At 43.7% G+C, this 21,039-nt stretch carries 19 protein-coding genes; 7 read left to right on the top strand and 12 right to left on the bottom strand.

Annotated elements, in window-relative coordinates:
* Positions 1–109: 109 nt before the first annotated feature.
* The 3 genes from ACYJZR_RS05475 to ACYJZR_RS05465 are packed head-to-tail and all read left to right on the top strand — an operon-like array spanning position 110 to position 3,658.
* Entirely contained in the window at positions 110–1,441 is a 1,332-nt protein-coding gene (locus ACYJZR_RS05475; RefSeq protein ID WP_017448374.1) for a paraquat-inducible protein A, read from the top strand.
* Positions 1,434–3,080 (top strand): intermembrane transport protein PqiB, encoded by a 1,647-nt coding sequence (gene pqiB, locus ACYJZR_RS05470; protein ID WP_406965935.1) that lies wholly within the window; start codon positions 1,434–1,436, stop codon positions 3,078–3,080. The genes ACYJZR_RS05475 and pqiB overlap by 8 nt, the downstream gene beginning before the upstream one ends.
* Complete coding sequence (locus ACYJZR_RS05465) at positions 3,080–3,658, top strand: PqiC family protein (protein ID WP_140111553.1); 579 nt, start codon at positions 3,080–3,082, stop codon at positions 3,656–3,658. The genes pqiB and ACYJZR_RS05465 overlap by 1 nt, the downstream gene beginning before the upstream one ends.
* A 91-nt stretch (positions 3,659–3,749) precedes the next feature.
* On the opposite strand, the gene ACYJZR_RS05460 is transcribed toward ACYJZR_RS05465, so the two are convergent.
* The 4 genes from ACYJZR_RS05460 to ACYJZR_RS05445 are packed head-to-tail and all read right to left on the bottom strand — an operon-like array spanning position 3,750 to position 7,943.
* Positions 3,750–5,474 carry an ArnT family glycosyltransferase gene (locus ACYJZR_RS05460; RefSeq protein WP_406965937.1) on the bottom strand — a complete coding sequence of 575 codons (1,725 nt, stop codon included), beginning with the start codon at positions 5,472–5,474 and terminating at the stop codon, positions 3,750–3,752.
* Positions 5,471–6,139 (bottom strand): TVP38/TMEM64 family protein, encoded by a 669-nt coding sequence (locus tag ACYJZR_RS05455; RefSeq protein ID WP_005494615.1) that lies wholly within the window; start codon positions 6,137–6,139, stop codon positions 5,471–5,473. Before ACYJZR_RS05455 ends, ACYJZR_RS05460 begins: the two co-directional genes overlap by 4 nt.
* Positions 6,136–6,885 carry a glycosyltransferase family 2 protein gene (locus ACYJZR_RS05450; protein WP_015297018.1) on the bottom strand — a complete coding sequence of 250 codons (750 nt, stop codon included), beginning with the start codon at positions 6,883–6,885 and terminating at the stop codon, positions 6,136–6,138. Before ACYJZR_RS05450 ends, ACYJZR_RS05455 begins: the two co-directional genes overlap by 4 nt.
* A 53-nt stretch (positions 6,886–6,938) precedes the next feature.
* Positions 6,939–7,943 (bottom strand): NAD-dependent epimerase, encoded by a 1,005-nt coding sequence (locus tag ACYJZR_RS05445; protein WP_025526218.1) that lies wholly within the window; start codon positions 7,941–7,943, stop codon positions 6,939–6,941.
* A 489-nt stretch (positions 7,944–8,432) separates the two neighbouring features.
* On the opposite strand from ACYJZR_RS05445, the gene ACYJZR_RS05440 reads away from it, so the two are divergent.
* A complete protein-coding gene (locus ACYJZR_RS05440) occupies positions 8,433–8,672 on the top strand; it encodes a hypothetical protein (protein ID WP_005481665.1) in 240 nt (79 codons plus the stop codon).
* 71 nt (positions 8,673–8,743) lie between these two features.
* On the opposite strand, the gene ACYJZR_RS05435 is transcribed toward ACYJZR_RS05440, so the two are convergent.
* From ACYJZR_RS05435 to sohB, 8 genes are all read right to left on the bottom strand, one after another.
* Complete coding sequence (locus tag ACYJZR_RS05435) at positions 8,744–10,582, bottom strand: extracellular solute-binding protein (protein WP_062866352.1); 1,839 nt, start codon at positions 10,580–10,582, stop codon at positions 8,744–8,746.
* 434 nt (positions 10,583–11,016) lie between these two features.
* Positions 11,017–11,718, bottom strand: a complete 702-nt coding sequence (gene pyrF, locus ACYJZR_RS05430; RefSeq protein WP_025502055.1) for an orotidine-5'-phosphate decarboxylase — start codon at positions 11,716–11,718, stop codon at positions 11,017–11,019.
* Between the two features lie 90 nt (positions 11,719–11,808).
* On the bottom strand, positions 11,809–12,984 hold the full coding sequence (gene lapB, locus ACYJZR_RS05425; protein ID WP_005457985.1) for a lipopolysaccharide assembly protein LapB: 1,176 nt from the start codon (positions 12,982–12,984) through the stop codon (positions 11,809–11,811).
* 18 nt (positions 12,985–13,002) lie between these two features.
* Entirely contained in the window at positions 13,003–13,296 is a 294-nt protein-coding gene (locus ACYJZR_RS05420) for a lipopolysaccharide assembly protein LapA domain-containing protein (RefSeq protein WP_025794917.1), read from the bottom strand.
* A gap of 250 nt (positions 13,297–13,546) precedes the next feature.
* Positions 13,547–13,828, bottom strand: coding sequence for an integration host factor subunit beta (ihfB, locus tag ACYJZR_RS05415; protein ID WP_005491075.1), 282 nt, complete (start codon positions 13,826–13,828; stop codon positions 13,547–13,549).
* Between the two features lie 204 nt (positions 13,829–14,032).
* Positions 14,033–15,703 (bottom strand): 30S ribosomal protein S1, encoded by a 1,671-nt coding sequence (rpsA, locus tag ACYJZR_RS05410; RefSeq protein WP_005494602.1) that lies wholly within the window; start codon positions 15,701–15,703, stop codon positions 14,033–14,035.
* A gap of 110 nt (positions 15,704–15,813) precedes the next feature.
* Positions 15,814–16,494: a (d)CMP kinase gene (cmk, locus tag ACYJZR_RS05405; RefSeq protein WP_011106010.1), complete on the bottom strand. Its 681-nt coding sequence runs from the start codon at positions 16,492–16,494 to the stop codon at positions 15,814–15,816.
* Between the two features lie 247 nt (positions 16,495–16,741).
* Positions 16,742–17,803, bottom strand: coding sequence for a protease SohB (sohB, locus tag ACYJZR_RS05400; protein ID WP_005494599.1), 1,062 nt, complete (start codon positions 17,801–17,803; stop codon positions 16,742–16,744).
* Between the two features lie 255 nt (positions 17,804–18,058).
* Here sohB and ACYJZR_RS05395 point away from each other — a divergent pair, with 255 nt between their 5' ends.
* From ACYJZR_RS05395 to ACYJZR_RS05385, 3 genes are all read left to right on the top strand, one after another.
* Complete coding sequence (locus ACYJZR_RS05395; RefSeq protein ID WP_015297024.1) at positions 18,059–18,805, top strand: YciK family oxidoreductase; 747 nt, start codon at positions 18,059–18,061, stop codon at positions 18,803–18,805.
* A 131-nt stretch (positions 18,806–18,936) separates the two neighbouring features.
* Complete coding sequence (gene imuA, locus ACYJZR_RS05390) at positions 18,937–19,629, top strand: translesion DNA synthesis-associated protein ImuA (RefSeq protein WP_021448897.1); 693 nt, start codon at positions 18,937–18,939, stop codon at positions 19,627–19,629.
* A gap of 4 nt (positions 19,630–19,633) precedes the next feature.
* Positions 19,634–21,037: a Y-family DNA polymerase gene (locus ACYJZR_RS05385; protein WP_140082043.1), complete on the top strand. Its 1,404-nt coding sequence runs from the start codon at positions 19,634–19,636 to the stop codon at positions 21,035–21,037.
* The last annotated feature ends 2 nt before the right edge of the window (positions 21,038–21,039 follow it).

The following is a 21,039-nucleotide window of genomic DNA, read 5'->3' as shown; positions in this document are numbered from 1 at the left end:
ACGAGTACGGCGATTGCAAAAGTAAGAAACTCGTAAACTCCTGAATCAACACAAGCGTGTCTAGTGAAAACAGAGTATTCTTAGGACAAATGAATTCAAAACCTACCCAATGAGTATTCAACCTAATTCACGTCAGTTAATTTCTTGCGAAGAATGTGGCCTTGTCGTCCGCATTCCGGAGATCGAGCAAGGGCAAAAAGCTCAATGCCCTCGATGTTCGCATTCACTTACAAAAATTAACGCCAAGCCTTATCAAAGCGTGATTGCGGTATCGTCTGCGTGTTTGATCATGCTGGTGCTCAGTATCTCTTTCCCATTCATGTCATTCAGCGTGCAAGGGTTGTCGCAAGAGATCACTCTGCTTCACGCAGCCAAAATGCTGGCTGAATTTCAAAACGCCCTTCTTGGTGCGCTTCTGCTCGCGACGGTCGTCGTTTTGCCAGCCATCTATGTGGGTTTGATCCTTTTTCTGCACCTTGAGGCGTTAAAAGTTCGCAACCATCCGCCGTCTAAAAAGCAGCAGCGTATGGCCAAAGTACTTTGCCGAATTCTGTTTCGAGTTGAACCGTGGTTAATGGTCGATGTGTTTTTAATTGGCGTATTGGTGAGCTTAATTAAAATTGCGTCTCTGGCCGACATCGGTATGGGCAGCTCGTTTTGGGCGTTTTGCGTATACACAATATTGGTGGTGAAATGCATTTCGATGGTCGATAAAAGCTGGCTGTGGGGGCACTTTATTCCGGCAATCGAGTTACCAAGCGTCAAAGAAGGTGACACTCACCACAACCACAATCACATCGGTTGCCACACTTGCCACCAACTCAATCCCATCGAGGATAAAAAACATCAGCGCTGTATTCGCTGTTACAGTCGACTTCACGAATACAACCCGAGCGAGAACCTACAAAAAGCGTGGGCATTGTTGTTTGCCTCGGTGATTTTTTATATCCCAGCAAACCTCTACCCTATGATGTACACCGTCAGTCTTGGGCACTCAGAAGGTTCAACCATAATGGAAGGCGTCATCTTGCTGTGGCATTTAGGCTCCTACCCTATCGCCATGGTGATTTTCTTCGCGAGTGTGTTTATCCCGATGGCGAAAATGTTGGCGTTGGCGTGGTTGTATTACAATGCGCAAAAGGCTCAATACCTTCCACCTGAAGAGAGCATTTCGCGCTTAAAGATATACCGATTAACCGAATTCATTGGCCGTTGGTCAATGATCGATATTTTTGTTGTCGCCATTTTGGTTGCACTGGTTCAGTTGCAAAACTTAATGGCCATTTACCCCGGCCCTGCTGCATTATCTTTTGCCGCAGTGGTCATTTTCACCATGCTCTCTGCGATGATTTTTGACTCCCGTTTGTTGTGGCAACTACCACAGAGCGAAGTGCAAGAGCCGATGACTAATAACCTAACTGAGAAAGCCAAATATGAGTGATGAGAACAACGCAACCGCTCAAATAAAACCGCAAAAGCAGATTTCTGCTATTTGGATTGTTCCGATCCTTGCGCTAGCCATGGGAGCGTGGATGCTGTTCCAATACATCAACAGTACTGGCCCACAAATTACTTTACAGCTGCCAACTGCGGATGGGATTGAAGTCGGCAAGACAGAAATCCGCGCACTGAATGTAAAAGTGGGACTGATCACTGAAGTCACACTCAGTGAGAACTACGATCACATCATCGCCAAAGCACAGATGAATAAAGACGCAGAGCGCATGCTGCGAGATGACACCATGTTTTGGGTGGTGAAGCCGCGCATTGGCCGTGATGGCGTCTCTGGTTTGGAAACCCTTCTCTCCGGTGCTTACATTCAATTGCAACCGGGCAGTTCTGAGGTCGAAAAAGATCATTTCGCAGTTCTGGATGTTCCACCTGTCGCTTCGCCTGACGCAGAAGGTCTGCGCATTGTCTTGACTCACCGTGAAGCAGGTAAGCTTGGTGTGGGTGACCCGGTTATTTATAAAGGCTTTACGGTTGGGCGAGTAGAGAAAACCAGCTTTGACGTAGATACGCGCCGTGCTCTTTACCAACTTTTCATCTTTAAGCCTTACGACAGTTTAGTGCGCACTCGCACCAAATTCTGGCTCAATTCAGGCCTCGATTTACAGTTGAATGCGGAAGGATTTGAAGTGAAATTTGGCTCGCTTGAAAGCCTTCTTACTGGTGGCGTCACCTTTGATAGCATCCCTGGAATGGAGTCAGGCGAAGCTCTTACCAAAGACATGACGAACTTCCGTTTGTACGATGATGTTAAACAAGTACGCGAAGGCATGTACGACGAATACATCGAATTCGTAATGCTATTCGAAGAGTCCGTTCGTGGCCTAAAACGCAAAGCTCCGGTTGAATACCGAGGCCTGCGCATTGGTACAGTAATGAGAGTGCCTATGCGTCTTCCAACTCCAGAAGAGCATTTCTCAGCGAAGAGAATTCCGGTGTTAGTCCGTATTGAGCTTGGTCGTGTATATGGTGATGTTGAGTCCCACTCGATGGAAATGTTCAAAGAGAAACTAAAAGACGAGTTTGCAAAAGGGCTTCGCGGCACACTAAAAACCGGGAATTTGTTGACTGGCGCACTGTACATTGACGCGGATTTTTATCCAGACGATACGCCATATGAAGCAAACACGTATGAAGGGCTAGACGTATTCCCTACAATGCGAGGTGGCTTTGCACAGGTTCAGCGCCAAGTAAATGACTTCTTAAACAAGCTTAATAACTTGCCAATGGAAGATACATTAACGTCTCTGAACGCAACGTTGAAAACGTCTGAGCGCACCTTGGCGTCCGCAGAAAAAGTGGCGAATAGCATTGATAAGCTCTTAAGCCAAAAAGACACACAAGAGATCCCTGCAGATATTCGCCAAAGCTTGCAGCAACTGCAAAAAACGCTGGATGGATACGGCCCTAACTCGACAATGTACAGTGAGATGGAATCGACATTGAAAGAGCTAGAGAAGGTGATGACGGAATTCAAACCTGTTTTAAAACAGCTAAATGAAAAACCAAACTCATTAGTATTTGGAAAAGATGAAGTGAAGGATCCAATTCCTGTTAGAGGGCAACAATAATGAAACGTGTATTTTTATTAGCGACAGCACTTATAACCGGATTGACAGGATGCAGCAGCGCACCAGAAGCAACGGGGGCGCTGTATCTCTTACCTAAAGCTGAGACAAAAACGTCTAACCAGATGAGCGTTGCAGAACGCCCTTTACTGGTGGTTCGTCCGGCTCAACTCGCTAGTTACCTGAATGACAATAGTATTGTGTATCGCACATCAGATACTCAGATTGTTCAAGCCAAACGCCACCAGTGGGCTCAAAGTATTTCTGAGCAAATTACCCAACGTGTTGTGGCTGAGCTGCGCCAAAAACAAAGCGACTATTGGCCAGTTGAAATGAATAATCTTCTGGATCAAAGTGGAGAATCCAAGCTTCAACTTACTTTGAACAAGTTTAATGGTAGCTACCAAGGTAACGCGGAGATTGAAGGTGAATGGTTACTCATCGATGCAAGCGGCAACATCGTTCGCAGCTCGCAAATAAAGATATTGATGCCATTGCAAGATGAAGGCTACGACGCTCTGGTTGATGCACTGTCGGCAGGTTTGAACCAACTAACAGACGATATAGCTGCGCAGCTATAGTAAATAGACATCAGAGACGAAAGTCATCAGATCAGGGAGGGGAGCATCACGCTCCCCTTTCTTGTTTATGTATGTTTAGCGGCTCAAGAGATTAAGAATATGGCTTGTCGATATGTAGCTCATATCGTTTGATGCTTCTTGGCGGCTGACAGGATTCAAGCACACTTTCGGCATCAAATAAAATCCAATCCCGACGGTGGGCTTCCCCTAGTTTTTTCGCTTTGTTGGCATCGAAACATTCCATCTCATTCCCACCTTGGGTCAAGATATACCGATTCGGCTTTTCTTGTAGCCACAACCAAGCATTGCGCTCTTGCTCTTTGTGATCTGACAAATAGCTAAAATGTGTTACCGACACAGGTGAAAACAGCAAAAATTGCTCTTTAAATAGCGTCAGTCCTAACTCACCATCTTTACCGATTGCTTTTTGTGCTTCTGACATGATCTCTTTAGCCGGCGTGCGAACTGGGTTAAGCAATGTATATCCCGCAACGCTATACCAGACCCAAGTCAGCGCAAGAGCCACCCAAAAGGTATATCGAGCCTGTACCGTGCGCGTTTTAAAAAATGCGCCAACCCAAATCGCTGCGGCAACAAGAAAGAATACGACGTAAGGGAATATAGAATCGTACTCGCCTAAATGCTTCGTGACGGATTTAACCTCTAGACCTGCAACAACAGCGGCAGAAAACAAAACTACGCCTAAAATCAACACGATAGCTTTAAGTAATTTGTCGGTCCATTTAGGCCAAGCTTGGTTCGTTAACGCATAACCCGCAATAACAGCAAACATTGGAAGCGCTGGCAATATGTAAACACCTCGCTTACCCGGGCTCAGACTAAAGAAAGCGATAACAAGCACAACCCAAGCGAACAAACTTAATAACGCAGGTGATAATCGTAGTTGCTGCCAACACTTCTTATTGAAAAACACCAAGTACAGCGGGAACCACATAACGGGAATCACACTGACAATAAAGTAATACCATGGCTGAATGTGTCCCCAAGAGTTCGCATAACGCTCACCCGTTTGTTTAAACAAGATGTTGTCTCTGTAAGCAGCAAAATCAGGGTTATGACTGATCTCTACGATCGAAACCATAGGCACAAACCAACATGCAATGGTCAAAAGCATGAACACTGGGCCCAGTAATAGCTTCCATGAAACCGCATCTTCAAAATGGTGTCTGCCAGAAAAATGCAAAAACAAAACGGGTATCAAAAACAACGCGGGAAGAAATCCAACACCTTTTGTAATAATGCCAAGCCCCATAAACACCCAAGCCAAGCAATACCAAACCCAGTTGGTCTTAATATAGAAGTGTCGCAACAGCCCATACATGGAGATGGTGATCCACGCGGCTACCATCGCATCAATTTGCGCCGCTTTTGCTTGAATAATAAATTGTGGAGCAAGCAATAGTAGAAAGCCCACATTTCGAGCAGTTTTGACATTCCACAGCTTTGCGGAAATATCGTAACAGCACACCAAAGCAATTAGGCTGACAATCGCATTAGGTAACATGAACGTTGCTTTTAGGCTGCCGGTCAACCAATAAAAAGCCGCCATTGACCACATAAATACTGGCGGTTTATCGGGATAGAGCTCTCCCCCTCTGGTAGGAAAAAACCAGTTTCCCGATTGCACCATCTCTCGAGCAACTTCGACAAAGCGTGGTTCATCGGCAGGCCACGGGTCGCGTAACCCTATCCCCGAAAAAATAATGATGACGGCGAGGAACAACAAAAACCATAGGGTTTGATAATAGTTATCACTTTGCCAAACTTGTCGACACTTGGACGTCACTAAGCTCATACTTCCTCTTCCATATTCAATAATTCAACACGACTTTTAATATGATCTCGATAGAGAAACCCTGTGAGTACCGCGCTAACGATACCAAAGAAAATACTGAGATATATCATTGTATTACTCGATGAATGAATACCAGCGCCCATCAATGCGAAGATGATAATTTGAGGCAAGTATCCCAGCAGACTGGCGGAGATAAAGGCAAAGAACGGCACTCGGACACTACCCGATAAAACGTTGGTCACGACGTTATTCCCAATCGGAAACAAACGTAGCAAAAGGATTTTGTAAAACGGCTTACGACTCGCAAATGAATTAAAACGCGTCATTTTTTTCGGGAACCGTCGATATAGCCAATTTCCGATGAGAAAGCGCGCGCAGGCGTAGTTAAATGTCGCCCCAAAAACACAAGCAAATAAGGTGATAAGCACGCCTAATTGGACGTGGTATAAATAGCCGAATACCAATGCGATGGCTTGCTTTGGCCCACTCAACGACAAAAACACCACACTGAATGTGAAGATGACCACATGCCCTAAAGCCCCGTTTTTTTGAATGTAGCCAACCAGCCAGTTCTTATCTGTGAGGTGAGATAAAACGGGATTATCGAGCTGATTTGCTAACAAAACCCCAGCAAGTATAAGAAGTGCAAGCTTTAACCATTTCATTGTTTTGCATTTTCATTGGCAATGCTGACAGCTTTGATCATCGGATTTTTCGTGCGCTTTTGTAACCAGATCACACCAAACATATCAACAATCCCTACCCAAGCACGGTTCCATGCATTGTAATTGGAAGTGCCTGCTTCTCTGTCTCGGTGCGCGACTGGGTGAACGACGATTTCCCCGCCCATCGCTTTGATGAGTGCAGGCAAAAACCGATGCATATGATCAAAATACGGCAAGCGCAGATAAGTCGATTTAGGGATGACTTTAAGTCCACAACCAGAATCTGGAACACCATCACCTAGTAATGCATGGCGCACTTTGTTCGCCACCTTCGATTGAAACCTAACCCAAGCTGTATCCAACCTTTTCGCTCGATAACCCGCGATGCAAAAGTTCGGATTGCTGACTTTAGCAGCAAGCTCAAGCATCTTAGGCATATCCGACGGATCGTTCTGCCCATCAGCATCGGAGGTAACAATCCACTCGCCTTTTGCATGTTTGACGGCAGTTAACACTGCTGTGCTTTGACCGCAACTCTGTTCGTGGCTAACCACTTGCAGGTCACACCCACATTCTTTAGCAGCTTCAAGTGCCTCTTGCACCGTATCATCGGTACTACCGTCGTCCGTAATGACAATTTCGACGTTAGGGTATGCTTCTAAACTGGCATGAATTTCTTTCACTAACTTCCCAATATTTCCTTGTTCATTTTTTGCAGGAATAACGACTGATATACTCGGTAACATAGCTCTAACCTTATATGAACTCTCGACCTTGAAAGTTCTGAATGACAAATCTTTTACTTGTTATAAAAATTCCGGTACCAAGCGACAAACTCGGCAATACCTTCTTCTACGGAAACTGACGGCCGATAACCAGTGGCTTGATAGAAAGCTGTTGTATCAGCATAGGTTTGGTATACATCTCCTGGCTGCATCTCTCGATAATTCTTCTTTGCTTCTATTCCGAGTTCATTTTCTATTGCTTTGATAAAATCCATCAAACAAATCGGTGAACCATAACCAATATTGTAAATAGAATAAGGAGCAGAACTATCCACTGGAGTACTATTTTCAAACTGCCATCGCTGATTAATTCTTGGTATGACATCAGAAATTCTGACTATCCCTTCGACAATGTCATTAATATGGGTAAAGTCCCTCCACATATCACCATTATTATTAATATCAATAGACTGACCGTTAATTATTTTTTCAGTAAAGATAAAAGGCGCCATATCTGGACGTCCCCAAGAACCATACACAGTAAAAAAACGTAAGCCTGTTGTAGGAAGTTGATAGAGATGAGAATAACTATGCGCCATCAATTCATTAGATTTTTTAGTCGCTGCATATAACGAAACGGGGTGATCAACATTATCCGATGTAGAGAAAGGCACTTTCTTGTTTAATCCGTAAACGGAGCTGGAAGATGCATATATGAAATGCTTGATATGGCTTTTACGACAAGCTTCTAAGACGTTTAAAAATCCACTTAGATTCGATTCAGCGTAACAATGTGGGTTTACAAGTGAATATCTAACACCAGCCTGTGCGGCAAGATGGATAACTCTGTCAAACTTTTCTTTCTCAAATAAACGTTCTATTTCATTTTTATTTGATATATCCATATTAAAGAATCGAAATAATGGATTTTTTATAAAATTTAATCTTGCATACTTTAACTCAACATCATAATAGTCATTGATATTATCAATACCTATAACCTCATACCCTAATGAGTTTAGTTTTCTAATAGTTGCACTACCAATAAAACCTGCCGCACCTGTAACTAAGTACTTCATAAATTAACACCATAAGACGCATACAACAAAAATAGTAGTAATTTATTGATATGTAAAGCTAATTAACTAGCGCTACTTCTTGGTTATATTGAATTTAATGATGCTGTGATTTTGATCTAGATTATTATGAAAAACGAAGAAAAACATCCATCTTAATAGTGAAGTTAATTAGAAAGAGTATTTTATTACGTTATTTATATTTCATATTTATTTAATGAAAACTCAATTATTTCCATTCATAATCTACATTTGATAAAGAATAAAAATACTTACTTCGGTTTTACATTAAGCATAATATCGCCATCCAAGCATTAGATGCTTATACTTTCTGCTAGCTCACCTCTATCTCAAAGCGTTTGACACTGGTACGAACTACACAAATTGATCTCCATCAGTCTGTGCTCCACAGGTTAGTGATACTCTACCGCCAAATATAAAGCCCACGTCCTATGGCTCAGCAAAGCCTGTAGATAAGGTCATTAAGTAGCAATGTCGATTAATATTTCAGATCTAACAAATGCACTAACTAAAGTCGAACACGTTCATAAAGTTCAGTTGGAAAATGTCCATCAATTTTTCAAAACAAATGAAGCTTTATCAATCGAAACATTCAGTCAAATCATCGCCTGTGATTCTATTGATGAACGATTTAAAACGATCGACAAAGCGTTTTCGCCCCTAGGTGATGTAAAAACTTACCTATTAGAGGCGTCTTACTTAGTTAGCTAACGCAGCATAATCCACAAACAAAAAGCCCCACTCATATTGTGGGGCTTTCTTTCTATCTTAGTCAGTAACGATTACAGCTTGTAGCGATCATCAATCACGGTGACTTCTGGGAAGGATTTACCACTCTTCATGGCTTTTTCTGTCTCTTTCTTAACGGATTCGTCAATCCAGAAATTACCGATATCCATTGGGTGCAGAACCCATTCCGTTGCTTTAGTCATGCCATCTTTTGGAATTTTAACCCAACGCCAATGTGCTACACGTGAGTAAGGCACCATGTACCCAGGAACAATAATATTTGCTTCTTTTACGTATTCTTGAATCTGGTGCGACAGCTCATAACGTTTATTCTGATCAAACTCAGCATCATACGCTTCGATCAACTTATCGAGTTCTGGGCTACTGTAGTTGGTGTGAGCATTGGTTTGCGGCTTGTTCGCATTGTCAGAATGCAAGTACTCCCAGTAAGCTGGAATCTCACCAGATCCCATGTTCAGGAATGCCAGCTGGTGCTTCTTCTCTAAAATGTACTTAAACGCAGATGAACCATCGACCAAGTTCAATGTAAACTCTAGACCTGCCAGTTTCGCTTGCTCTTTCAAGTATGCAATACGAGGTGTCCATGAGTTGTAACCATACGTAATCGCAAAGCTTAAACGTTGGCCTTTGTCGTTTACGCGAATACCATCTGAACCTAGAGTATCAAAACCTGCTTTTTCGAAATGCTTAACCGCAGCATCGACATCAAACTTTGGCGGTGTGTTGTTTGGGTCGTCATACTCACCATGACCAAAGCCCAAACCATGCGGCTTACGTGAGTAGTCACCACGCATGATGTTCTCTATCATGCCATCAAAATCTGTTGCAGCCATGATGCCTTTGCGCACTTCAAGATTATCCAACAAAGGCGTTGCCGTATTCATCCATACGCCACCAGCGCCTTGTGGTGATTGGTTGAATCCCCAATACTTTTGGATATAACCTTTTTTGTAAACATCAGTGTTCGTTTTATCGTGCCAAAAGCTTGGTAGCACCATTTCAAAGTAATCGAGATTACCTTTTTCGAAGTGCTTCATCGCAATGTCAGGATCGCGAATAACTGTGATACGGACTTTCTCTACGTTATAACGGTTCTTGTAGTAACGATTGTTGTAGCCCCACCAATCTTCACCAACATGCTTAAAGGTAACACTTTTCCCTTTTTTAACCTTATCTAGGTAGTATGGTGCTGCCGTTGGTTCAGCTTTGAAGTTGAATTTACGTACAAAGTTATCCGGCATGCCATCGTTGTTTTCATCCTTCTCACCTTTGAAAAAGTGTTTTGGACGAGGTTGGAAGCCATTGCTTGGCATATTAATCATGACCATCAGAGAGTCATGACTCTGTGCAACCGCTAAATTAACGCGGATGGTGTAATCATCAATTTTTTCCACGCTAACAATGCTGTTGGTAAAAAAGTCATTGTACCAAGGGTCAATAATGTCTTTTGAGGTGTAGTACTGCATCATGAAGACATAATCATCGGCCGTGATCTTCTCACCATCAGACCATTTCGCGGTGTCATCAAGCTTAAAATAAACCGTTTTATTATCTTCACCAAATGCCCATGACTTAGCCAATTGAGGAATCCACTTACCCGTATTTGGGTGACGTTGAGCCATTTTTGGTGTGCCATCCATCAAATATTGACGCAATCCAGAGTTAGCATCCGGGCCAACACTGCGTAATGTCTGTGGGAAACTTTCGATGTAAGTGCGGTAAGTTCCACCATAAACGGCTTCTTCCGAAGCAAATAACGGCTCATTATTGTTTGAAACCCACTCGATATCAGCAGGCAACTCAGCTGCATGCAGTTGGAAACTGACAGCAGTCAGTGCAGCCAAAACTGAAAATGGCATTTTTTTGGTCATATTTCTTCCTTGTTGTGTTTGCGCACTAAGGTCAGTACAAGGAAGACGAGTGTGAAGCTCACGATAGGCTGCGGACACGACAGTACGCAGTTAGGAAATAGTAGGAGCATAATATGAAAGCGACATCCTGCCGACTTCTATATTGATTTCAAAGAGTTTCACCAGGTCATCCTAGACCTTACAACGCAGTGAATGCATCTTCGACATAGTATTCGTTACCTATTTGTAACGCAAGCCATCTACAGCACATGGTTGCATTTTCGGCTTATCATTATCAATTATGTTATTAAAGTGTGATCGATATAGTGCATTCCCCTGTAGGACTAAGAATAATCCGTAGAACCTTTGTTCTCATCGGGTAATTCGTTGTTCTGAGAAAGAAAAAAGGTGAGGCATCCTAGCCTCACCTTTATCCATTTAATGCTCGAGAGTTATTACTTGCTAGCTAAGCTGTCGTTGATAGATTTCAATACGGCAGCAGGGTCCGTCGCCTGAGTGATCGGACGGCCAATAACAAGGTAGTCAGAACCCGCTTGAATAGCATCAACTGGCGTCATAATACGACGTTGGTCGCCTTGCTCAGAACCAGCAGGACGAATTCCTGGAGTGATCAGTTTAAACTCTTTACCTAGCTCATTTTTAAGTAGTGAAGATTCTTGCGCAGAGCACACTACACCATCGAGACCTGAGTTCTTAGTCAATGTCGCTAGACGAATCACTTGCTCTTGCGGTTCGACATTCAGACCAATACCTGCCAAGTCACTTTGTTCCATGCTAGTCAGTACCGTTACACCAATCAGAAGTGGACGGTCTTTACCATATGGCTCAAGAATCTCACGTGATGCTGTCATCATACGCTCACCACCGCTTGCATGAACGTTCACCATCCATACACCTAACTCAGCAGCAGCGCGTACCGCTTTTGAACAGGTGTTCGGGATATCATGAAATTTCAAATCCAGGAATACGGAAAAACCACGTTTGTGGAGTTCACGTACGAAATCAGGACCAAATAGCGTAAACATTTCCTTGCCGACTTTTAGGCGACATGACGCAGGATCAATTCTATCTACAAACGCTAGCGCATCAGCTTGGTTATCATAATCCAGTGCGACAATAACTTTTTGGTCGATCATTTCATCTCCTAATTATTTTTGGTTCTTTTACTTGTTAGACATAAGGTTAAAAAAATGCAGCGGACAGAAACTCTGCCAGCTGCATTAAAACTATTCACCATCCAATCCGCGGATTGGCTTGATCGTCCCCCACCCTTTACAGGAAGGACAATGCCAATAAAGGGAATGAGTAGAGAAGCCACACTTCCTGCATCGGTAGTGCGGTTTTACTTTTAATTGTTCTCCAACCATCGCTTGTAATGTAGATAAACTGTCTTTTGCGCGACCGTCTTCAGCCTCTGCAATGTGGTAGTCAATCAGGCGATAAAAGCCCTTCATGGTTGGATTTTTCAGTAGCTGTTTCGTCAGCAATTCTTGGGCAGCGCCGACGCTTTCATGGTGAGCGACTAACTGAGCCAGCATCAACTCCGCGGACACCCCTGCCTTTTTATCAATACAGGCGCGTAAAAACTCGACCAGTTCATCCTCTTGCCCGAGATGGTGATAGCACTCAGCAATTGTCGGCAAAACATCGCTCACAAAGTCTTTGTCTTGCTCCAATACACCCGTTAGATACTTAATGGTTTGTTTGTAGTCTTCTGACTCCAAGTAAATCCGGCCGAGCGAAATACTTGCTCGAACACATTTTGGATCTTCGGAAAGTGCTTTTTTGAAATGCTGGATAGCTTTATTCGTATTGCCATCAGCTTGGTCTAGCATGGCAATTTCACACCAAAAATGCGCAATATTTGTACGCATACGACTACGCTGATTACCCATTTTAGCTAGCTGATTGGCGTAATGAATCGCTTTTTCCCATTCACGCGTTTGCTGGTAAATAGTGACTAACTGTTGGAGCGCCGCCTCTTTGTAATCGGGCTCTTCAACTAATTGTTCGAAGATTTTTTCAGCTCGGTCTAAAAACCCCGACACCATATAGTCTTTCGCTAACTGCTGCAGGGCTAAGTTTTTCTGATCTAGAGTCAAACCAGAACGAGAAATGAGATTTTGGTGGATACGAATAGCACGGTCGACTTCACCACGAGAACGGAAAAGATTACCCAGCGCTAAGTGAGTATCAATCGTTTCGTTGTCAACTTGGAGCAATTCAATAAAGTGGTCTACGGCTTTATCTGATTGATCAGAGAGCAGTAAGTTCAGACCCGCCATATACTGACGGGAAATTTGATGAGATTGCTTCTGCTTGTCTTGCTGAGCGCTGCGATGCCCCATGTACCAGCCATACGCAGCCGCTATCGGCAACAACAAGAAGAGTAGTTCAAGCATTAAAGTTAAGCCTTATCCTTATGCCTGTTTTTCAATGGCTGGCTTTGCAGTTTTTTCTGCTTCAGCCGGCTCGTACTTTTTCAGTTTCTTTTTAAGACGTCGAACTTGAAGCTGAGTTTTTAGTTGAATGCTAGCGAAGATAACCCAAGCTACAGCAAAACCAACCACAAATACCATGCCCAATAGCGTTGATAAATGGAATTCTCCTTTCGCTAAAAGGTAATTAAAGGTCACAAGTTCTTGGTTTTGTGAGCCTAAAGCCAGTGCAACTAAAAAGAGAACTAAAACAGCAACGATTTTTATAATTTTCATTTTACATCACCCTTCGAGGAGTAAGTAGGTAAGATTATGCAGGAAAATGCTTCTTCAGACTACGTATATTAGCAATAATCTATACCCAAGTAACCTCAAGATGCTGGGTTTGTAGACACACCCTAGAAGTTAAAGTTATTTGGGTATCACAACTTGCGTATGAAATGACCTAATTGAATTTTCGTAAGCGATATTACAAAAAAGCGGCATACACAAAAGTATGCCGCTTTTTTAATCCAATAAGAGTGCGTTAGCCTAGATTCACACGCTCACGAAGCTCTTTACCAGGTTTGAAATGTGGAACGTATTTACCTTCCAATTCCACTTTGTCGCCCGTTTTAGGGTTACGACCGACGCGAGGCTCACGGTAATGAAGAGAAAAACTACCAAAGCCACGGATCTCGATACGATCACCGCTCTCTAGTGTAGAGGCCATGTGCTCTAAAATATCTTTTACAGCATCCTCTACCTCTTTCGCTGATAAATGTGTTTGCTCAGCGCAGAGTCTTTCAATCAGTTCAGACTTAGTCATAGTTGCCCTCTTTGAGTATCTTTATCACTCATTATAGTAAGTAATACTAATTCCAACAAACACTTGCTAACAATTCTAGACAAAATTTACGCAAATTGCGTAATGATGAAATGCCTTTTATTAAGATAGTTTACCAGCATTAGTATTACTACTTTGAACATAAAAAAGGAGCCTTGCGGCTCCTTTTTAGCTTAAGCGAGTATATTATTCGCCTTTAGCAGCTTTGAAAGCGTCAGCCATTGCATTACCAAAAGCAGCTTCGTCTTGCTTGTTGATAGATGCCATTGCTTCTTGCTCTTCAGCTTCGTCTTTAGCTTTGATAGATAGGTTGATTACGCGGTTCTTACGGTCTACACCTGTGAACTTAGCTTCAACAACATCACCAGCGCTTAGGATTAGAGAAGCATCTTCTACGCGATCGCGAGATACTTCAGAAGCACGGATGTAACCTTCAACGCCTTCTGCGATTTCAACAGTAGCACCTTTAGCGTCAACTGCAGTTACAGTAGCGTTAACTAGAGTACCTTTCTTGTTGTCAGCAACGTAAGCATTGAATGGGTCGTTTTCCATTTGCTTGATGCCTAGAGAGATACGCTCACGCTCAGCGTCTACTGCTAGAACAACTGCAGAGATCTCGTCGCCTTTCTTGTACTCACGTACAGCTTCTTCGCCAGCAACATTCCAAGAAATGTCAGATAGGTGAACTAGACCGTCGATGCCGCCTTCTAGACCGATGAAGATACCGAAGTCAGTGATTGACTTGATCTTACCAGTAACTTTGTCGCCTTTAGCTTGTGCTTCAGCGAATGACTGCCATGGGTTAGCTTTACACTGTTTCAGACCTAGAGAGATACGACGACGTTCTTCGTCGATTTCAAGAACCATAACCTCAACTTCGTCGCCAACATTAACAACTTTAGAAGGGTGGATGTTCTTGTTAGTCCAATCCATTTCAGAAACGTGTACTAGACCTTCAACGCCTTCTTCGATTTCAACGAAGCAGCCGTAGTCAGTTAGGTTAGTTACGCGACCAGTTAGTTTGTGACCTTCTGGGTAACGCTTAGCGATTGCTACCCATGGATCTTCGCCTAGTTGCTTAAGACCTAGTGATACGCGAGTACGCTCACGATCGAACTTAAGAACTTTAACTTGGATCTCGTCACCAACGTTAACGATTTCAGATGGGTGCTTAACGCGCTTCCAAGCCATATCTGTGATATGTAGAAGACCGTCAACGCCACCTAGGTCAACGAACGCACCGTAGTCAGTAAGGTTCTTAACGATACCTTTAACTTCAGAACCTTCTTGTAGAGTTTCTAGAAGCTCGTCACGCTCAACGCTGTTTTCAGATTCGATAACAGCACGACGTGAAACAACTACGTTGTTACGTTTTTGGTCAAGTTTGATAACTTTGAACTCTAGCTCTTTGTTTTCTAGGTGAGCAGTGTCGCGGATTGGACGTACGTCTACTAGAGAGCCAGGAAGGAAAGCACGGATACCGTTTAGTTCAACAGTGAAACCGCCTTTAACTTTACCGTTGATGATACCAACAACAGTTTCAGCTTCTTCGTAAGCTTTCTCAAGAACGATCCAAGCTTCGTGACGCTTAGCTTTCTCACGAGAAAGTTGAGTTTCACCGAAACCATCTTCAACAGCGTCTAGAGCTACGTCTACTTCAGCGCCAACTTCAACTTCAAGTTCGCCAGCAGCGTTCTTGAACTGTTCAGCAGGGATAGCAGATTCAGACTTAAGACCAGCGTCAACAAGAACGAAACCGTTCTCGATAGCTACTACAGTACCTTTAACGATGCTGCCTTGTTGGAATTCTGTTTCGTTTAGAAACTCTTCAAAGAGTTGAGCAAAAGATTCAGTCATTTATTTAATCTTCAATAAATTAAACGTCCACGGGTATCCTACCTCATGGGGTTATTAAATTCGCCGGTCATCATCCTTGCGACCAACGCTCTTAGCTTAGCCGAGTATCATTACTCAGCTAGCTTCGATTCGATATATTGTAGTGCCTTTTCTACTACTTCGTCGATAGTCATCGACGTAGAATCTAGCACAAGCGCATCCTCTGCAGGGCGTAGTGGCGCCACTGGGCGGTTACGATCTCGGTCGTCACGCTCTTGGATCTCGCTTAAAAGGTCAGCAAATCTAACATCTAACCCTTTATCTTGCAACTGTTTAAGGCGTCGATTTGCACGCTCTTCCGCGCTTGCATCAAGGAAAATTTTTGCTTGAGCACTTGGGAATACAACCGTACCCATATCACGACCATCAGCAACAAGGCCAGGAGCGGCTTCAAATGCACGCTGACGGCGCAATAATGCTTCGCGAACGCGTGGTAATGCAGCCACTTTAGACGCTGCCATACCCGTTTCTTCTTTACGAAGCTCACCTGAGACATCTTCACCTTCTAAGATAACCTTCACTAGGTCACCTTCGGCGATAAATTGGACGTCTAGGTGTGTCGCTAGCGGGACAAGAGCATCTTCAGACTCAGTATCAACACCGTGGTGAATCGCAGCGAGTGCAAGTACACGATAAATTGCGCCAGAGTCTAAGAGTTGGAAACCCAACTTTTTCGCCAGCAACATACATAAAGTGCCTTTACCTGCACCACTAGGTCCATCTACGGTTACAACCGGAGTTTGAGAGGACATGTTCTTCTCCACCTATAGTTTCTTTTTAGCAATTTGCTCGGTTTTCGAGGCGCGTATTATACGGGTAATCGCCTTCTGGAGCGAGGAAAAATGTCGTGTAAAGCATTACACCCAATGCTCACTTGGGTTCATCAGGACACATAAAAATAAGTACTGGATATTGAGTCGTTTGTAGACAAATTAGTTCCAATAAAAATGGCGAGAGTTTTCACTCTCGCCATGTTGAATGACCGAATTATCTCATTGATTAGACAATTGGTTTTTGACCACGCTCTGCAAGTTTAAGCACAACACTGTCAGCGACTTTACTTGCTACACCAGCAAGCTTGTCTGCCAATTTTTTCTTCTGCACGTAATGAACGGCTAACACTGTTTTTTCTTTGCACGCAGCAACAACAAGATCATCAGAGGTGCTGATTTCATCCACTAGTCCCAACTCTTTAGCTTGAGTACCAAACCAGTGCTCACCCGTCGCCACTTTTTCCAATTCTAAACTTGGACGACGCTCACGGATGAAGTCTTTGAACAATACGTGCGTTTCTTCTAGCTCTTGCTTGAATTTATCACGTGCTTTGTCGGTGTTTTCACCAAACATGGTTAGCGTGCGTTTGTATTCACCAGCCGTTAACTGCTCGTACTCGATGTCGTGCTTTTTCAGCAGCTTATTGAAGTTTGGAATTTGTGCGATGACACCAATCGAACCCACAATCGCAAATGGTGCAGAAACAATTTTGTCTGCTACACAAGCCATCATGTAACCGCCACTTGCTGCTACTTTATCAACCGAGATGGTCAGAGGAAGTCCGGCAGCTTTGATGCGATCAAGTTGAGAGGAGGCTAAGCCGTAACCATGAACCATACCACCACCAGACTCTAGACGAAGCAATACTTCATCGCCTTCACGAGCAACAGCCAAAATGGCAGTGATTTCTTCACGTAGAGACGCGACTTCTTTTGCATCGATGCTACCGTTGAAATCAAGAACAAACAGGTGTGGTTCGCGTTTGCTGTCTAGCGCCCCCTCTTTGCTCGCTTGTTTGATTTCTTTCTCGCGAGATTTGTTCTTCTCTTTTTCTTCTTTCTTCACCGCTTTGTCACGAGCTTTGATAAAAGCATCGTCATGCAAATAGTGCTCAAGTTGCTCGATAGATTGCTTGTGCTGTTCAGAAAGATTCGTTACTTCGAGTTCGCCTTTTGCAGCGCCCGATTTACTACCAACCGATTTAACAAGGATGAGAATGACAATGATCGCAGCAACAACTGTCACAATCTTGGCCAAGAATAAGCCGTAATCTAATAAAAATTCCAATGAGAGCTCCTTTATCTCATTCCAGCGAATACGTCGCTATGCTACACCGATAAATCAGAGAGAAGGCAACGTGGTTTGTAACCACTTGTTCTGATTGATAGCATACCTAACGAAAGTTCTGGAATTGGTATAACACATGAATTGGTGTATTGTAACCAACTTGTCACGATTACCAAGATTTTCCATTGAGAAACAGGCGTATTTTAGCGCTAACCCACTACATGGACCCTCTTACAATAATAAGGATTAAATACCGTGAACTACTCCGTTTCAAAAGATGCCCTAAAAGGTAAAGTCATTCTTGTTACTGGTGCCGGTAATGGCATTGGCCGCCAAGCGGCGCTTTCTTACGCCAAGCACGGTGCGACTGTGATTCTATTGGGCCGAAACGTTAAGAATCTTGAATCCATCTACGACGAAATTGAAGCCGCAGGTTACCCACAAGCCGCGATCATCCCTCTCGATTTAAAAGGCGCGACCAAGCAAAACTACATTGATATGGCGGAAACCATTGAAGGTCAATTTGGTCAACTAGATGGTTTATTACACAATGCTGGTGTTCTTAGCGCATTATGTCCGTTCGAGCAGATCAATGAAGAGGACTTCGATGACATCATGCAGATTAACGTAAAAGCCGAGGTGCTGATGACTCAAGCGCTACTGCCTGTCATGCGTAAATCTGAAGCAGGTCGCATTATCTTTACCTCTTCTACCGTTGGCCATTCTGGCCGTGCTTTTTGGGGTCCATATGCGATATCTAAGTTCGCAGTAGAAGGTATGATGCAAGTATTGGCGGACGAGTTGAGTGACACGCCAATGCGCGTTAACGCAATTAACCCTGGTGCGACTCGAACTCGCATGCGTGAGAAAGCGTACCCAGGTGAAGACGCGAACACGCTGAAAACACCGCTAGACATTATGCCGCTGTATCTGCATTTGATGGATCCTGCGATGACAGACATACACGGCCAGTGTATTGACGCCCAACCTAAGCGTAAGTAATACATTATCACAATCTCACATAATCGATTAAAAAGGCAGCAAACGCTGCCTTTTTTCATTTTCTCACTGACAAAAATCTTGCGTGTTTTCATCATAGAAATATACTGTATATATATACAGGTATTTTATTTATGCAAGACATCATACAACACTTAAAAAGCCAGCATCTTGTTTGGCAGGCCAATTTAACAAAAGCGGACGACCATCAATTCCTAAGCAGCTCCGGTTTTGCTGAGCTAGATGAATTGCTTGGTGGCGGCTTTCCTTCTCACGGTGTGGTAGAGATGGAATCCGTAGGCAGTATTGGTGAACTGCGTTTACTCGCTCCATATCTAAAAGCGTCTCTTTCGAGAGGGGTAACCGCATTCATTCAACCTCCAGCGTTAATGAATTCGCTTTTTCTACACAATATTGGCTTAGATATAAACCAAGTTTGGGTCGTAAATCCTACACATCATCGAGATGCTTTGTGGGCCGCAGAACAGTGTCTGAAAAGTGGTGTTTGTGCCAACGTATTGCTATGGCAAGACGAACTAGAAATCCACCAAGTAAAACGCTTACAGGTTGCCAGTGAACAAGGCGCTTGTCCGCTTTTTATGCTCAAACCGAGCATGGCAAATCGCTTGTCCCTACCTGTGTCATTGAGCTTAAAGCTGCAAGGTCATGAACAGGGCGTAAATGTGGAAGTATTGAAACGCAAAGGGGGCTGGAACAAAGGCAGTATCAATATCGACTTTCAACATGATTACCCGCAGTTGGTGATGCCAGTGATGACTCATATCCCATCGACTGTGGTGAACTTCCCATTGGCGAATCAAGGATAATCATATGGTTTTGTGGATCTACTTGCACTTCCCTCGCCTACAGTTGGATGCGCTGTTTGGCAACAACCAAGAGCACCCGGTCGTCATTGTCGAAAGTCAACGCTGCCGGATTATTCAATACAACGAGACGGCCGAGCAGCAAGGCATTAAGCCAAATATGGGCTTAGGCAGTGCTGCGTCTTTGTGCCATGACTTGCAAGTGCATCCTTACCACCCACAAACGGAGTGGAATAAGTTGCAAGAGGTGGCTCAATGGATGTATTTGGTCACTTCTGATGTCGTATTGATGCCAAACCAAGGTATTTTGCTGCGTGCGACGCCAATGCTTAATCTCTATGAAGGATTACAAAACTATTGGAATAAAATCCGAACTCATTTAGATGAACTAAAATTGAGCTTTCAGTTTGGTTGTGGCTTCTCACCTTTTTCCGCTAAATTGATGGCGTTATCTGGTGCGAATGTGCTTAGCGAAGATAAAACTTCTATCCAAAAAGCTTTATTTCCGTTGCCATTAACCCTAACCGATTTATCGCCCTCCAATGTTGAAAAACTCCAACGAGTGGGCGTAACAACGCTGCAAGAGTTACTGGAATTGCCATTGCAAGACATCGCTCGCCGTTTTGATATTGATTTAGTCAACTACGTCGGACGACTTACTGGTCAGTTCAAACACCCTGTCGACTTTTACCATCCAAGCGAGTCGTTCCAAGTGTATTTGGAGTTACTGTTTGAGATCGAAAACGTTCAATGGATTGAAAAACCGTTAGCAAAGCTCCTTCGCCAACTCGAAACCTTTCTAAAATTGCGAGACAAAGTCGCCTTTGAACTTCGCTTAACGCTCCATCAACGCGATAAACACGAGCAGCATCTTCAACTCACCTCAGCTCAAGGCGATTATCTATGTCATCGCTGGCAACAACTGGTGAGTTTGAGCTTAGAGTCGCTCACGCTTAATGGAGCGGTGGTAGGTTTGACACTCAAAGTTGTTCGTCAGGGTGAGCCTTTAAGTGCTGCGCGAGATCTTTTTTCTGGGCCAAAAGGACAGATGAATGCGTTAGAACTGCTCTCTTTACTCCAAGCTAAACTTGGGAAAAGTGCAGTGCTCAAGCCAGATATTGCCTGCGACCCAAGACCGGAGAAAGCCAGCCAATACCGACTAGCCGATGAGCCAGACGTACCCACTCATAGCATCCCAGGTTTGCTACGCCCAGCAATGCAACTGTCTGCCCCAATTGCTCTGCAAGAACAAGTATCGCTGGTGCATGGACCAGAACGAATCGTATCCGGATGGTGGGATGGCGACGAAATTATGCGCGATTACTACATTGCTCATACCAAGCAAGGTCGCTGGTTATGGGTATTTCGCGATCAACATAAACATTGGTTTCTTCATGGCTATTTTTGTTGAGT

It is taken from the genome of Vibrio sp. RC2502 (assembly GCF_054850435.1).
Note: the sequence above shows the minus strand (reverse complement) of the source record. Positions and strands in the feature narration are given on the sequence as shown.